16 protein-coding genes are annotated in these 13,920 nt (G+C 53.5%); 6 read left to right on the top strand and 10 right to left on the bottom strand.

Annotated features, from left to right (window positions below):
• Positions 1–256: 256 nt before the first annotated feature.
• Positions 257–490, bottom strand: coding sequence for a hypothetical protein (locus KO1_RS02540; RefSeq protein WP_004103077.1), 234 nt, complete (start codon positions 488–490; stop codon positions 257–259).
• Between the two features lie 270 nt (positions 491–760).
• On the bottom strand, positions 761–1,519 hold the full coding sequence (locus tag KO1_RS02535; protein WP_024274361.1) for a DUF481 domain-containing protein: 759 nt from the start codon (positions 1,517–1,519) through the stop codon (positions 761–763).
• Between the two features lie 286 nt (positions 1,520–1,805).
• On the opposite strand from KO1_RS02535, the gene pfkB reads away from it, so the two are divergent.
• From pfkB to KO1_RS02520, 3 genes are all read left to right on the top strand, one after another.
• Positions 1,806–2,735: a 6-phosphofructokinase II gene (gene pfkB, locus KO1_RS02530; protein ID WP_017145685.1), complete on the top strand. Its 930-nt coding sequence runs from the start codon at positions 1,806–1,808 to the stop codon at positions 2,733–2,735.
• Between the two features lie 93 nt (positions 2,736–2,828).
• The gene (gene ghoS / locus KO1_RS02525) at positions 2,829–3,113 is read left to right on the top strand and encodes a type V toxin-antitoxin system endoribonuclease antitoxin GhoS (RefSeq protein WP_004103083.1); all 285 of its coding nucleotides are present in this window, start codon (positions 2,829–2,831) and stop codon (positions 3,111–3,113) included.
• A 106-nt stretch (positions 3,114–3,219) separates the two neighbouring features.
• A complete protein-coding gene (locus KO1_RS02520) occupies positions 3,220–4,092 on the top strand; it encodes a fructosamine kinase family protein (RefSeq protein WP_004103085.1) in 873 nt (290 codons plus the stop codon).
• 19 nt (positions 4,093–4,111) lie between these two features.
• Here the strand turns inward: KO1_RS02520 and tonB are convergent, their stop codons facing one another.
• On the bottom strand, positions 4,112–4,849 hold the full coding sequence (tonB, locus tag KO1_RS02515; protein WP_016808819.1) for a TonB system transport protein TonB: 738 nt from the start codon (positions 4,847–4,849) through the stop codon (positions 4,112–4,114).
• A gap of 211 nt (positions 4,850–5,060) precedes the next feature.
• Between tonB and KO1_RS02510 the strand changes: the two genes are divergently transcribed.
• Positions 5,061–5,357: a YciI family protein gene (locus tag KO1_RS02510; protein WP_004103089.1), complete on the top strand. Its 297-nt coding sequence runs from the start codon at positions 5,061–5,063 to the stop codon at positions 5,355–5,357.
• A 206-nt stretch (positions 5,358–5,563) separates the two neighbouring features.
• Here KO1_RS02510 and KO1_RS02505 read toward each other — a convergent pair whose 3' ends face one another.
• Both KO1_RS02505 and KO1_RS27970 read right to left on the bottom strand, forming a co-directional pair.
• The gene (locus KO1_RS02505; RefSeq protein ID WP_024274362.1) at positions 5,564–6,664 is read right to left on the bottom strand and encodes an NADH:flavin oxidoreductase/NADH oxidase; all 1,101 of its coding nucleotides are present in this window, start codon (positions 6,662–6,664) and stop codon (positions 5,564–5,566) included.
• 291 nt (positions 6,665–6,955) lie between these two features.
• Entirely contained in the window at positions 6,956–7,129 is a 174-nt protein-coding gene (locus KO1_RS27970; RefSeq protein ID WP_004103093.1) for a YciY family protein, read from the bottom strand.
• A 143-nt stretch (positions 7,130–7,272) separates the two neighbouring features.
• On the opposite strand from KO1_RS27970, the gene cls reads away from it, so the two are divergent.
• Together cls and KO1_RS02490 are read left to right on the top strand one after the other, a co-directional pair.
• Positions 7,273–8,733 carry a cardiolipin synthase gene (cls, locus tag KO1_RS02495; protein WP_004103095.1) on the top strand — a complete coding sequence of 487 codons (1,461 nt, stop codon included), beginning with the start codon at positions 7,273–7,275 and terminating at the stop codon, positions 8,731–8,733.
• Between the two features lie 34 nt (positions 8,734–8,767).
• Positions 8,768–9,097: an HI1450 family dsDNA-mimic protein gene (locus KO1_RS02490; protein ID WP_004103097.1), complete on the top strand. Its 330-nt coding sequence runs from the start codon at positions 8,768–8,770 to the stop codon at positions 9,095–9,097.
• 69 nt (positions 9,098–9,166) lie between these two features.
• On the opposite strand, the gene KO1_RS02485 is transcribed toward KO1_RS02490, so the two are convergent.
• Genes KO1_RS02485 through oppB form a run of 5 tightly spaced genes read right to left on the bottom strand, consistent with a single transcriptional unit; the run spans position 9,167 to position 13,918 of the window.
• Positions 9,167–10,003, bottom strand: a complete 837-nt coding sequence (locus KO1_RS02485; RefSeq protein WP_004103099.1) for an ion transporter — start codon at positions 10,001–10,003, stop codon at positions 9,167–9,169.
• Positions 10,004–10,048: 45 nt separating this feature from the next.
• Entirely contained in the window at positions 10,049–11,053 is a 1,005-nt protein-coding gene (gene oppF / locus KO1_RS02480; protein WP_004103101.1) for a murein tripeptide/oligopeptide ABC transporter ATP-binding protein OppF, read from the bottom strand.
• Complete coding sequence (locus KO1_RS02475; RefSeq protein WP_004103103.1) at positions 11,050–12,063, bottom strand: ABC transporter ATP-binding protein; 1,014 nt, start codon at positions 12,061–12,063, stop codon at positions 11,050–11,052. Before KO1_RS02475 ends, oppF begins: the two co-directional genes overlap by 4 nt.
• 11 nt (positions 12,064–12,074) lie before the next feature.
• A complete protein-coding gene (gene oppC / locus KO1_RS02470) occupies positions 12,075–12,983 on the bottom strand; it encodes an oligopeptide ABC transporter permease OppC (RefSeq protein WP_004103105.1) in 909 nt (302 codons plus the stop codon).
• A gap of 14 nt (positions 12,984–12,997) precedes the next feature.
• On the bottom strand, positions 12,998–13,918 hold the full coding sequence (oppB, locus tag KO1_RS02465; protein ID WP_004103106.1) for an oligopeptide ABC transporter permease OppB: 921 nt from the start codon (positions 13,916–13,918) through the stop codon (positions 12,998–13,000).
• Positions 13,919–13,920 lie beyond the last annotated feature (2 nt).

Genomic DNA, 13,920 nt, shown 5'->3' with positions numbered 1-13,920 from the left:
TTACTGCGTGATTAAAGTCACATGAGACTAAATGGTTATTGTTGATGGGAAAAAAAAGGGGGGCGCGACTAACGCAGCGTAATTCTTTCGCAACAAGATGCACAACGCAGGACGGGATGACCCATAAAGGATATTTATGATTTCACATAAATAGTGAATGTTTAACCGAAAACGCGCAAAGCAAAACCGGTACAACATTACCCGGTTTGCTGCTTCACGAAATAATTAAAGGGGGATGTTAAATGGTGATGAAATATCAGGACCATTCCCCGGCAACAAGTTTATGAACATCAAAAGCATCGTTCATTGACTGCCCGGTTGATTGTGAACCCGGCGCAATGTTGGAACCCGCTTCGACATCGGTGGCTTTAGCAATGCCAACTTGCGTATGATCGTTATTACCCGGCTGCGGTGCGGGAGCGGCGGCAAATGCGCCAAAAGACAGCGTGCACAGCATCACGGCCGCGAGTGCGATTTTGCTATTTCTCATGATAGTCATTCTCTTATTTGTTTCAGGTAATAGAACGGAATCGTTATCTCCGCCTGTGTTCCACAGTATAGATCCAGATCACATTTTTGTCCGACCCAATATTTATCTTTTCGTGTCAAATTAACTGCATATTTGTCAGCAAAAAGACAATTATGAGGAAATTATGAAGGCCGGTTCTTTTTATAAAAAACAAAACAAGAGACCAAAAATAATAATGCCACTTTATGCCAAATTTAAAACAAACAGGCCGGAATATCCGGCCTGAAAATATTACATTTTATATCCGAGCGATAGCGTTGTACGACGATCGGTGTGTTCCGGTGCCGAGGATGGCGGTTCCGAGTTCCACGTCAGGTTATAGGCCACTTTGAGCGCAAAATGCGCATTGATCGCCACATTCAATGCACTTTCCGAGTTCAGCGTCGTATCTTCAGCGCCGAATACCGAAACGCCCTGGGTAAATCGGGCGTTATCGGTCATCTGCCAGGCATAAGTGCCGGAAGCGTAGCCCAGCGGCTGGGTATCGTTATCTCCATCGGTATACTCGTCGTAACGCACGCCGGGACCGAATTCGAAACGCAGGCTGTGTACCGGACCGTTCATGATCTGCCGACCATAACCCGCGGTGAACACATCACGCTGCTGATAGCCATTGTAACGATCGGTCAGCCAGCTGGCCTGGCCAAAGATATAGTTCTGATCGGTCAGGTTATACCGGCTACGTCCACCCAACGCGTACTTTTCCGAAGAGCGCTGATCGTTTGACGATGTATTGCTGGCATTTCCCCACAGCGACCATGCGGTCGTATTGCCATACCAGGTCAACGTGGAGTCTGCGGTCATTGAGGAACTTTTCGTATTGCCGGACTGCGCCAGATAGCCGGCGTTAACAGTTCCTTCGAAAGGTTTTTTGGCAGAAGAAGGGTCATCCATGACAGTAAAAACGGAATCATCGGCCATTGCGTATGCAGACGCAAAGAGCCCCCCCGCCAGCATTGCCGCTGCGGGTACTGTCTTCAAAAGCTTCATTTAATTTTAAGTCCGTACAACCTATAAGGAGACCAGGAGGGTCCCGGAAACTTTCGCGAGGATCGCAGATTGCCGCTCCAGGAAAGGGAGTAAATTATAAAAAAGCACGATTAACTTAGCAATCAATTACTCTTTCGTTTTTTGTATAAGACCCTTCTTAAAACAATTTTTATTTCATAAAGATAAAAGCCAGGCCCGGCGAAAATCACTTGCGGCTTTCCCTCACCTCCTTTAAGTGCCATGCTTAAAATCAGAGCAGCTAAATTCGTATTATGGAGGAAACCGGATGACCAAAATCTATACGCTCACGTTAGCCCCCTCGCTCGACAGCGCCACGCAAACCCCGCAAATTTACCCTGAAGGCAAGCTACGCTGTAGCGCCCCCGTATTTGAACCCGGAGGCGGCGGTATTAACGTGGCGCGAGCCATCACGTTTCTTGGCGGCAGCGCCACCGCTATCTTTCCCGTCGGCGGCGCAACGGGTGAACATCTGACCGCGCTGCTGACGGATGAGCATGTTCCCGTCGATACGGTAGAAACCCATGACTGGACGCGACAGAATCTTCACGTTCACGTGAACGCCAGCGGCGAACAGTATCGTTTCGTGATGCCGGGCGCGGCGTTAACCAAAGAAGAGCTTCATCTTCTGGAGCAAAAAGTTCTCGCCATTGCTCCAGGCTCGTTGCTGGTGATTAGCGGAAGCCTGCCGCCGGGCATCAGCGTCGAAAACCTGACGCAGCTGGTCAAAAACGCTCAGCAGCATGGCCTGCGCTGTATTGTTGATAGTTCCGGCGACGCGCTTGCCGCCGCGCTTGATGTCGGCAATATCGAGCTGGTTAAGCCGAACCAGAAAGAGCTCAGCGCGCTGGTACAGCGGGACCTGAGCCAACCGGATGATGTGCGTCTTGCCGCGCAGGAGCTTATTCGGTCAGGCAAAGTCCAGCGCGTTGTCGTCTCTTTGGGCGCACAGGGGGCGCTGGGTGTTGATATGAATGGAAGTGTCCAGGTCGTACCGCCGCCGATGAAAAGCCAGAGCACCGTCGGCGCCGGCGATAGCATGGTCGGCGCCATGACGTTAAGGCTGGCGGAAAATGCCTCACTTGAAGATATGGTTCGCTTTGGGGTGGCGGCGGGTAGCGCGGCAACGATAAATCAGGGCACCCGCCTTTGCTCGCTGGAAAATACGCAAAAAATCTACGACTACCTGCGCGGTTGATTACGCCTCACTCCCTCTGTCTTTACAGGGGGAGTCGCCAAATCAACAGGATGGTCTATGCTAAAAAAGCCATGGATAACAATGGGGTGAAAAATGAGTAGCGAAATTACTGCCTGGGTGGTCACGGTTCGTTTTCACGAAGAGACGTTAACGGAAATTAATGAGCTTAGTAATCACCTGACTCGCGCCGGATTTACCCTGGTTTTAAACGATGATGAAGGCAACCCCCACGAGTTGGGAACCAACGTTTTTGGTCTGCTTTCCATGCAGAATGCCGAAGAGGTCAAAGCCTTGAGCGCGGGTTTAGCCGAAACTGCGCTGGGAAGAACCGTCGACGTTACCGTTGCCACATTCAGCGAGTGGTTAAAAGCTCAATAAGTGCGATTGACGCGACAGAAAACGTTCAGTTGTGCGTCAGTTCGAATTTTGCGCCTGGGTTATGCGCTAACCTTATGAAAAGTTGGCAAACATGGGGAGAGACGGCATGTGGCAAGCGATCGGCAAATTATTAAGCGATTTGCATACCGAAGCAGCTGAAATCGAACTGCGCAACGAACTACCCGGCGGCGAGATCCACGCGGCCTGGCATTTACGCTTCGGCGGCCGGGATTACTTCGTAAAGTGCGACGAACGTGAGCTTTTACCCATCTTCACGGCCGAGGCAGACCAGCTTGAGCTACTGTCACGCAGCAAAACCGTGAACGTACCGCAGGTTTTTGCCGTAGGCAGCGACCGGGATTACAGCTTTCTGGTGATGGAATACCTCCCTCCTCGCCCGCTGGATGCGCACAGCGCTTTCCTGTTAGGCCAGCAAATCGCCCATTTACACCAATGGAGCGACCAACCGCAGTTTGGTCTGGATTTTGACAACGATCTTTCCACAACGCCTCAGCCGAACGCCTGGCAACGTCGCTGGTCTACGTTCTTCGCCGAACAACGCATAGGCTGGCAGCTGGAGCTGGCCGCCGAGAAAGGTCTGCATTTTGGCGATATCGATAGTCTTGTCGATACCGTCCAGCAGCGGTTGAGCAATCATCAACCGCAGCCGTCGCTGCTTCACGGCGATTTATGGTCCGGTAACTGCGCGCTCGGGCCTGACGGGCCATACATTTTCGACCCGGCCTGCTACTGGGGCGATCGCGAGTGCGATCTGGCGATGCTGCCGCTGCATCCGGAACAGCCGCCGCAAATCTACGATGGCTATCAATCCGTTTCGCCGCTGCCGTCCGGTTTTCTCGAGCGGCAGCCAATTTACCAGCTCTATACGCTGCTGAATCGGGCTATCCTGTTTGGCGGCCAGCACCTGGTGACGGCGCAAAAAGCGCTTGATGACGTCTTAATGGAAAAGGCCCCGTAAGGGGCCTTGTTTCTGCGGGTTAGTTAATTTGAACGCCTTTCATGCGGAACTGAATAGTCATGGTAATACCGGTCCCCGGTTTACCCGGCTCATAGCGCCATTTGCGTAAGGCGCTTTTCACTTCACGTTCAAACATATTGGCTGGCTGGGCCGAAAGGATCTGCACGTTATCCACGCGCCCATCCGCTGTCACGTCAAACTTAACCCGTACGCTTCCTTCAATCCGCAGCGCCTGGGCACGTGCCGGATAGGTCGGCTCTCCGCGGCTTAACGCCCGCGGTCCCGAAGGCGCCGTGACGGTTGGTTTAGCGGTAGCGGTTGAAGTGCTCGGCGCGGTACGCGCTGGCGCCGTATTTGCATTTTCAAAAGGCGAGGCCGGGCGCGTCTCCGCCGGTTTTACATCCCGCTTCGGTTGCTCAACTTTTTTTTCCGGCTTTGGTTTAGGCTTTGGCTTCGGTTTAGGCTTCGGTTTATGGATAACCACCGGCGCCTCTTTTGGCGGTTCCGGAAGCGCTTCCGGCTCAGGCTCGGGTTCCGGTTCAACAACGGGTTCTACGACCGGCTGCGCCGCCTGAGGCGGTTCCAGATCTGCCGGGGCTACCATAGTGATCTCAATGGGTTGCGATGGCGAAGGCCGTTCAATAACCTGATGTACCGAAGTATAGAGCAACGCCGCGACAACACCGCCGTGGATAACCACGGACAGTAGCGTAGGCCACGGAAAGCGGCGAGGTAAATCAAAGGTCATTGCGCTCATAGTCGTTTCTGTTGAAAAATGATGTCCCGATTTTAAATGCAAATAGCAATCATATTCAACTAGGGTTGTTGGCTTGTATCAAAATTTGCCCTGTTTTCTGACAAAAAGCCTCCGGAGCATGGCATTCTGAGGATCGTCAGCATCTTTGCATTGCAGTCAACGACGGTTTCACTTAACGTGATTCGCCAATTTATTGATAAGGAGCCATGCCGTGCTTTACGTTATCTACGCTGAAGATATCGCCGACTCTCTGGAAAAACGGACGTCGGTACGTCCCGCCCACCTGGCGCGTTTGCAATTATTACATGATGAAGGTCGTTTACTGACCGCAGGCCCAATGCCTGCCGTAGACAGTAATGAACCCGGCGCGGCGGGCTTTACCGGCTCAACGGTCATTGCGGAATTTGAATCACTGGAAGCGGCGCAATCATGGGCCAATGACGATCCCTATATTGCCGCAGGGGTTTATCAGAAAGTGTCGGTCAAACCGTATAAGAAAGTCTTTTAGAATCTAAAATTTTTAAGCAATAAGAGTGCGTTAAAAGTTTTATCTATGGCGATCGTTCATGAGAGGACGCTTCCGTGTCCGCGAGTACGCAATGGTCGCCATCCTTATTTCCCTTCACCTTCTCGATTCCAGCAGTCGCTGTAAGCAACGTCATGATGATAACCGTTGCCGGCGGCGCATCAGCACCGCCGACTTGCTGTTGTTGATTAGCTATTGGAGTGCAGCGTGCCTTTGAGACAATGTGGTTCCGAGCGAAGATATTGTGGCGGAACGCTCACATGGGCTCCCAGAGCGGCAGCTGCCTGCCAGGGCCAGTGCGGATTGTAGAGCGCCGCGCGGGCAATGGCGATGAGATCGGCGTCGCCATGGCTTAACGCATCTTCCGCCTGCTGGGGTTCCGTCACTAAGCCCACCCCAATCACCGGGATATTCACCCTCTCCCGGATTTCACGGGCGAACGGCAGCTGATAGCCCGGGCCAACCTGAATCGCCTGATGAGGCGACAATCCACCGCTGGAAACATGAATATAGTCGCAGCCGAGAGCCTCAAGCTTCTGGCTGAAGAGAATTGATTGTGCATTATCCCAGCCGCCATCAACCCAATCGGTCGCAGAAAGTCGCACTCCCACCGCGATGTCCTGACCGACAGCCTCGCGAATGGCCTGAAAGACTTCGAGCGGGAAACGCAAGCGGTTCTCCAGAGACCCGCCATACTCGTCGGTGCGCTGGTTACTGAGCGGAGAAAGGAACTGATGAAGCAGGTAACCATGAGCAGCATGCATTTCAATCAACTCGATACCCATCCGCTCAGCGCGTCTGGCGCTGTCTGCGAATGCCTGCTTGATGCGTTTCATCTGGTCCTGAGTAAGCTCAACCGGAGGACGATCGCCCTCGCCATAGGCCAGCGCTGATGGCGCAACCGCGTCCCACCCGCCAGCATCATGTGCCAGCTGTTGTCCCCCCAGCCAGGGGGCTGCGGAAGATGCTTTTCTTCCGGCATGGCCCAGTTGGATGCCGATGGGGATTGAAGAGTACTGGCGTATATCTTTCAGTACGGCGTGTAATGCGGCTTCCGTTTCGTCATCCCATAAGCCCATATCAGCCGGGGTGATTCGCCCTGCTGGCTCGACAGCGCTGGCTTCGATAATCAGTAAACCTGCGCCGGAAAAAGCCAGTTGTCCAAGATGGATACGATGCCATGCCGTCGCCTTGCCATTGTCGGCGGAATACTGACACATTGGAGCAATGACAATGCGATTCTCAAGTTCCAGCTTACCGATTCGCACCGGACTAAAAAGTTGACTCATAGATACCTCTCAATAATAGAAGCCTTACGGACATTATAAGTAGCATGTGTTGATGCATGGTACTTCCCGTTTTTTGCGTTTATACGCGTTGAGCCAGCCTTATGAGCCGGGAAAAGGTGTTGTGGCGATGAGCCTTCCTGCCAGCATTCGGCTAATGCAAACAATAACGCAGGATCCGGTGCGAAAAAGGGTTTCGCTGGCTAAAGAAAGAGGGTGTCAATATAAGAGTATGCTCACAACGAAACGCGGATAAAACAGAGGCACCGCGAACGGTGCCTTTTGTTTCGACTCTCAAAACTCAGAGAAGGTGAACAGCAGAGAGTGACGTTGCCGTTTAACCAGCTCCTTTCTGATGGAGAGGATGCGCATATTGCGACGCGATTGGCCTTCCAGCCAGCGTGCTTTACGGCGACTCACCTGTCTAAGCATGCGCCAGCGCCCTACTTCCGTTCTACTACGCTTCATTGCAACTACTCTACGAGTGAAAACAGCCTGCATTATAGACCGATGAATCGGGCTAACCAACGCTTTCGCTGCGTTTTTATTTGCCAGATGGATGCTGATGCGTAAACTCATGTCATCAAGTCATTCAAAAGGATTTTTCATCTATGACAACCTTTTACACGGTGGTGAACTGGCTGGTTATACTCGGTTACTGGCTACTTATCGCCGGTGTAACATTACGGATATTAATGAAAAGACGCGCGGTACCGTCAGCGATGGCGTGGCTGCTGATCATTTATATCCTTCCGCTGGTAGGAATTATCGCCTATCTCTCATTTGGTGAACTGCATCTGGGTAAACGTCGCGCCGAGCGCGCGCGGGCCATGTGGCCATCGACGGCTAAGTGGTTGAAGGATCTTAAGGCCTGCAAGCATATCTTTGCCGAAGATAATAGCCCGGTCGCAGAATCCTTGTTCAAGCTCTGCGAACGTCGTCAGGGAATTGGTGGCGTTAAAGGCAACCAGCTACAGCTGCTTACCGAATCCGATGACGTCATGCAGGCGCTGATTCGCGATATTCAGCTCGCTCGTCATAATATCGAGATGGTGTTCTATATCTGGCAGCCCGGTGGCATGGCCGATAAAGTCGCAGAGTCATTAATGGCGGCGGCGCGGCGCGGCGTGCACTGCCGGCTGATGCTGGACTCCGCGGGGAGCGTGGCTTTCTTCCGCAGCCCCTGGGCCGCCATGATGCGTAATGCCGGCATTGAAGTCGTCGAAGCGCTGAAGGTAAACCTGATGCGCGTCTTCCTGCGCCGCATGGACCTGCGTCAGCACCGCAAAATGGTCATGATCGATAACTATATTGCCTATACCGGCAGTATGAATCTGGTCGATCCGCGTTTCTTTAAGCAGGACTCCGGCGTAGGCCAGTGGATCGATCTGATGGCGCGAATGGAAGGTCCGGTCGCGACAGCCATGGGCATTGTCTACTCCTGCGACTGGGAGATTGAAACCGGAAAACGTATTTTGCCCCCGCCGCCGGACGCGAACATTATGCCGTTTGAAGAGGCCAGCGGGCATACGATTCACACCATTGCCTCGGGCCCGGGATTCCCGGAAGACCTGATCCATCAGGCTCTGCTGACTGCCGCCTATGCAGCCAAAGAGCATTTGATCATGACGACACCTTATTTTGTGCCCAGCGACGATCTACTGCACGCCATCTGCACTGCCGCCCAGCGCGGCGTTGACGTCAGCATTATTTTGCCGCGCAAGAACGACTCGCTGCTGGTCGGCTGGGCCAGCCGCGCTTTCTTTACCGAGCTGCTGGCTGCCGGGGTGAAAATCTATCAGTTTGAAGGCGGTCTGCTGCATACCAAGAGCGTGCTGGTTGATGGCGAACTTAGCCTCGTGGGTACCGTTAACCTCGATATGCGTAGCCTGTGGCTTAACTTCGAGATCACGCTGGTGATTGACGATGCCGGTTTCGGCAGCGATCTGGCCGCGGTGCAGGATGATTATATTTCCCGCTCGCGCCTGCTGGACGCCAGGCTGTGGTTAAAACGTCCGCTGTGGCAACGGATCGCCGAGCGACTGTTTTACTTCTTCAGTCCGTTGCTGTAAAACGTGCCAATCAGATGTTTAATGGGTAGCAATCATGGATATGGATTTAAACAACCGCCTGACCGAAGACGAAACGCTTGAACAGGCCTACGACATTTTCCTTGAACTGGCCGTCGATAACCTCGACCCGGCGGATGTCATTCTGTTCAACCTGCAGTTTGAAGAGCGCGGCGGCGCCGAGCTGTTTGACCCGGCACCGGACTGGGAAGAGCACGTGGATTTCGACCTCAATCCTGACTTCTTCGCTGAAGTGGTGATTGGCCTGGCCGATGAAGATGGCGGCGAAATTAACGACATTTTTGCACGCGTGCTGCTTTGCCGCGAGAAAGACCACAAGCTCTGCCATATCCTGTGGCGCGAATAAGCTCTTTCTTAAGCAAATAGCTAATAAAAGAAGAAGCCTGCCTGAGTGAATCAGCGCAGGCTTTTTTATTTATTCCGGCAGTTCGCTGCCGCAAGCATTGCAGTAGCGAGCACCTTTTTCATGAGCGTGATGCTGACAGTGCGGACACTGGCGCTGCGTGCGGCGATTCTGAAAGGCGGCGGTCATATGGCTGGTAATTAAGCCGGTAGGGATCGCAATAATCGAGTAGCCAATTAAGATAAGTATGGATGCCAAAATGCGCCCCAGCGGCGTATGCGGCGTAATATCGCCATACCCTACCGTAGTTATCGTCACTATCGCCCAGTAAACCGACGCATTTAGCGTAGTAAAACCGTATCGCGGCCCCTCAACCAGATACATCAGGGAGCCAAAGATCACCATCACAATGGCAATAAAAGAATAGAACAGGATCAGCTGGTGGCGTGCGCTGACGATTGCGGACCAGAAAATATTCAGCGACGGCATAAAGCGCAGTAGCTTAAGGATGCGCAATGCCCGGATGGCGCGCATCGCCCGCCAGGCAAACACGTACTCAATACTGATCTCGGGCCATAGCCACATAACATAAAGCGGTAAAATGGTGGCCAGGTCAATAATTCCCCAGAAGCTGAAAATATACTTTAGCGGATTCGGCCAGCTGATAATGCGCAGAAAATACTCAAAAGTAAAAACCGCCGTGACGATAAGTTCGAGCCAGACGAAAATATGCCATTCGTCTAATGTCAGATGATATTGCGTACCGAGCCCGGACTCGATAAATATCACCAGCACGCTGAGCAGGGCAAATATGCCGCAAAGTCCCTCAAAATGACGACCGGAACGGCGATTTTGATCGAAGAGTAAATGATACAGCCGCAGACGAGCGGCATGAATATGAAAAGCCACGTAAACCTCGCTAATAAAAGGGCTGACTTACGTCAGCCCCAGAGATTATAACGGGTCTACCTTCAGGCAGGAAACCGCATGGCGGAAACTGCCCTCCAGCACCGGTCGCGTTTTTGCGCACTCCGGCCCGGCGATGGGGCATCTGGTACGGAATACGCATCCCGACGGCGGATTAATCGGCGATGGCAGCTCCCCTTCCAGCAGCTGGATCGTTTTATTCTTTTCCTTATCGGGGTCCGGCACCGGCACCGCCGACATCAACGCTTTGGTATAGGGGTGCAGCGGATTATGGTACACCTCATCGTAGGTGCCCAGCTCCACGGCATGACCAAGATACATCACCAGCACGCGGTCGGAAATATGCTTTACGACCGCCAAATCGTGGGCGATGAAAATCAGCGACAGCCCCATTTCCCGCTGCAGCTGCTGCAGCAGGTTAACCACCTGTGCCTGAATCGACACGTCCAGCGCGGAGACCGGCTCATCGCAGATAATGAGCTTCGGTTCAAGAATTAGCGCGCGCGCAATACCGATACGCTGACACTGGCCGCCGGAGAATTCATGCGGATAGCGGTTAATCAGGTTCGGCAGCAGGCCCACTTTCATCATCATCGCCTTCACGCGGTCGCGAACTTCCTGGCGCGGCATTTTTGGATGATAGGTGCGCAGCGGCTCGGCAATAATTTCCCCGATCGTCATGCGCGGATTGAGCGACGCCAGCGGATCCTGAAAGATCATCTGAATATCGCTACGCACGTCGCGCCACTCTTCGGCCTTCATGCCCAGTAAATCTTTGCCCAACCAGGCGACTTTACCGTCGGTGGCTTTCACCAGACCAATGATCGCGCGCGCAAACGTCGACTTTCCGCAGCCTGACTCCCCGACCACGCCCAGGGTTTCCCCTTCATACAGACGCAGCGTCACGCCATCTACCGCTTTCAGCGTTTTTGACGGCTGCCAGAACCACTGTTTTCCATCTTTAATATCAAAGTGCACCTTCAAATCGGCGATTTCGAGCAGGACTTTTCTTTGTTCCGTTACGGCGTTCATAGCAAATCCCCCACCGGTTGAAAGCAGGCGCGCAGGCGGCCAGGTGCAAACTCCTCCAGAGGCGGAGCGCTATTGCAAATCTCCATCGCATGCGGGCAACGCGGCTGGAATGGACAGCCCTTAGGCAGACGCAGCAGGTTCGGCGGGTTACCGGGAATCGTCAGCAGGGCATCGCCTTCCGCATCCAGCCTCGGTACTGCGTTGAGCAGTCCGATGGAATACGGATGCGAGGGTTGGTAAAAGACGTCGCGCGCCTCGCCATACTCCATGGTACGCCCGGCATACATCACCAGCACCTTGTCGCAGATGCCGGCGACAACGCCCAGGTCGTGGGTAATCATGATGATTGCGGTATTAAATTCGCGCTTAAGCTCATTGAGAAGCGTCATGATTTGCGCCTGTACGGTCACGTCCAGCGCCGTGGTCGGTTCATCGGCGATCAGCAGCTTGGGCCGGCACAGCAGCGCCATCGCAATCATCACGCGCTGGCGCATCCCGCCGGAAAACTCGTGTGGGTACATTTTCATCCGCTTGCGCGCTTCCGGCATTTTGACTGCATCCAGCATTTTCACCGACTCTTCAAACGCTTCGGCTTTACTCAGCGCTTTGTGCAGCATCAGAACTTCCATCAGTTGCTCGCCTACCCGCATATAGGGATTGAGCGAGGTCATCGGGTCCTGAAAAATCATGGAGATCTGCTCGGCGCGCAGCTTATTCAGTTCGCGCTCCGGGAGGTTAAGGATCTCCTTACCGTTAAAGGTCGCTGAACCCCCGATGCGACCGTTTGCCGCCAGCAGGCCCATCAGCGCAAAAGCGGTCTGCGACTTACCGGAACCGGACTCGCCCACGATGCCTAAGGTTTCCCCGGCCCGCAGATTGAAATTGAGATCGTTGACCGCGGTCACATCGCCATCGGGGGTACCAAAGGTGACGCGGAGATCTTTCACATCCAGAAGCAATCCGGATTGTTGGGCAGTCTGCGGCGTTTTCGCCGTTTCAATCGTACTCATGACGGCGCTCCTTAGCGGTCTTTCGGGTCGAGGGCATCACGCAGGCCATCGCCGATAAAGTTAAAACAAAACAGCGTAACTACCAGGAAACCGGCAGGAAACAGTAGCAGCCACGGCGACACTTCCATCGAGTTGGCGCCATCGCTGAGCAGCGCGCCCCAGCTGCTTAACGGCTCCTGGGTCCCCAGACCGAGGAAGCTTAAGAAGGATTCAAACAGAATCATGCTTGGGACCAGCAGTGAGGCATACACCACAACCACTCCAAGCACGTTAGGCACGATATGGCGGATAACGATATTGCGCGTTGAAACGCCGCCGACCTGCGCAGCCTCAATGAATTCTTTTCGCTTCAGGCTCAAGGTCTGACCGCGAACGATACGCGCCATATCCAGCCAGGAGACCATGCCTATAGCCACGAAAATCAGCAGGATATTCTGGCCAAAGAAGGTCACCAGCAGAATGACGAAGAACATAAACGGGAAGGAGTTGAGGATTTCCAGCAGGCGCATCATCACCGAATCCACTTTGCCGCCCAGATAGCCAGAAAGCGAACCGTAAAGCGTTCCCAGAATCACCGCCACCAGCGCAGCAGCAACGCCGACCATCAATGAGATACGCCCGCCGATAGCCACGCGCACCAGCAGATCGCGGCCGGAAGAGTCGGTACCAAAGTAGTGGCCGGACTCCATATCGGGCGCGCTGGACATCATGCCCCAGTCAGTATCGTAATAGGAGAACTGCGTTACCATCGGCGCGATGGTAACGAACAGCGCAATAATCACCAGCACAATCAGGCTGGCAACCGCGGCGCGGTTATGCATAAAGCGGCGGCGGGCATCCTGCCAGAGGCTACGCCCCTCGACTTCCAGTTTTTCACTGAAGTTTTCCAGCGCCTCGTTGTTTTTCTTACTTAACATCATGGCGAACCCCAGCGTCAGTAACGAATTTTCGGATCGATAACGGCATACAGCACGTCAACAATCGCGTTAAACAGAATGGTCAATGCGCCCACCAGAATGGTCAGGCTGAGCACCAGCGAGTAGTCGCGGTTCAGCGCGCCGTTGACGAACAGCTGACCGATTCCCGGCAGACCATAAATCGTTTCGATAACCATTGAGCCGGTGATAATACCGACGAAGGCGGGCCCCATATAGGAAAGTACCGGCAGCAGCGCAGGCTTTAAGGCATGGCGCAGAATAATACGGCGCATCGGCAAGCCTTTTGCCCTGGCGGTGCGGATGAAGTTAGAGTGCAAAACCTCGATCATCGAACCGCGGGTAATACGCGCGATACTGGCGATATAGGCTAACGACAGAGCGACCATCGGCAAAATCATATATTGCAGCGCCCCGCCGTTCCATCCCCCGCCCGGCAACCAGTGCAGCGTAATGGCGAATATCATGACCAGCAGTGGCGCCACCACGAAACTCGGTATCACGACTCCGGTCATTGCTATCCCCATCACGGCAAAATCCCATTTCGTATTTTGCTTCAATGCTGCAATAACCCCGGCCGTCACGCCGAGCACCACCGCCAGAAAAAACGCGGCAAAGCCTAATTTGGCTGATACCGGGAAGCTGGAGGCCACCAGATCGTTGACTGAATAATCTTTATATTTAAAAGAAGGACCGAAATCACCGTGCGCCAGCTGCTTCAGGTAGTTGAAGTACTGGGTCATGATGGGGTCGTTTAAATGGTATTTTGCTTCAATATTCGCCATGACTTCCGGCGGCAGCGTGCGTTCACCGGTAAAAGGGCTTCCCGGCGCAAGACGCATCATGAAGAAAGAGATAGTAATAAGAATAAATAGCGTCGGAATCGCTTCCAGACAGCGACGTAAGATAAATTTTAACATTG

The sequence above is a fragment of the Klebsiella oxytoca NBRC 105695 genome (assembly GCF_001598695.1).
Taxonomy (GTDB): Bacteria; Pseudomonadota; Gammaproteobacteria; order Enterobacterales; family Enterobacteriaceae; genus Klebsiella; species Klebsiella oxytoca.
The sequence above is the reverse complement of the archived record's forward strand: the minus strand, read 5'-3'. Positions and strand labels throughout refer to the sequence as shown.

Excerpts from the sequence above, each read along its gene's own strand:
- KO1_RS02535 (WP_024274361.1), bottom strand. The coding sequence starts at position 1,519 with ATGAAGCTTTTGAAGACAGTACCCGCAGCGGCAATGCTGGCGGGGGGG.
- ghoS (WP_004103083.1), top strand. The coding sequence starts at position 2,829 with ATGAGTAGCGAAATTACTGCCTGGGTGGTCACGGTTCGTTTTCACGAA.
- KO1_RS27970 (WP_004103093.1), bottom strand. The coding sequence starts at position 7,129 with ATGAAGCGTAGTAGAACGGAAGTAGGGCGCTGGCGCATGCTTAGACAG.
- oppB (WP_004103106.1), bottom strand. The coding sequence starts at position 13,918 with ATGTTAAAATTTATCTTACGTCGCTGTCTGGAAGCGATTCCGACGCTA.
- KO1_RS02475 (WP_004103103.1), bottom strand. The coding sequence starts at position 12,063 with ATGAGTACGATTGAAACGGCGAAAACGCCGCAGACTGCCCAACAATCC.
- tonB (WP_016808819.1), bottom strand. The coding sequence starts at position 4,849 with ATGAGCGCAATGACCTTTGATTTACCTCGCCGCTTTCCGTGGCCTACG.
- oppF (WP_004103101.1), bottom strand. The coding sequence starts at position 11,053 with ATGAACGCCGTAACGGAACAAAGAAAAGTCCTGCTCGAAATCGCCGAT.
- KO1_RS02520 (WP_004103085.1), top strand. The coding sequence starts at position 3,220 with ATGTGGCAAGCGATCGGCAAATTATTAAGCGATTTGCATACCGAAGCA.
- cls (WP_004103095.1), top strand. The coding sequence starts at position 7,273 with ATGACAACCTTTTACACGGTGGTGAACTGGCTGGTTATACTCGGTTAC.
- pfkB (WP_017145685.1), top strand. The coding sequence starts at position 1,806 with ATGACCAAAATCTATACGCTCACGTTAGCCCCCTCGCTCGACAGCGCC.
- KO1_RS02490 (WP_004103097.1), top strand. The coding sequence starts at position 8,768 with ATGGATATGGATTTAAACAACCGCCTGACCGAAGACGAAACGCTTGAA.
- KO1_RS02540 (WP_004103077.1), bottom strand. The coding sequence starts at position 490 with ATGAGAAATAGCAAAATCGCACTCGCGGCCGTGATGCTGTGCACGCTG.
- KO1_RS02505 (WP_024274362.1), bottom strand. The coding sequence starts at position 6,664 with ATGAGTCAACTTTTTAGTCCGGTGCGAATCGGTAAGCTGGAACTTGAG.
- oppC (WP_004103105.1), bottom strand. The coding sequence starts at position 12,983 with ATGATGTTAAGTAAGAAAAACAACGAGGCGCTGGAAAACTTCAGTGAA.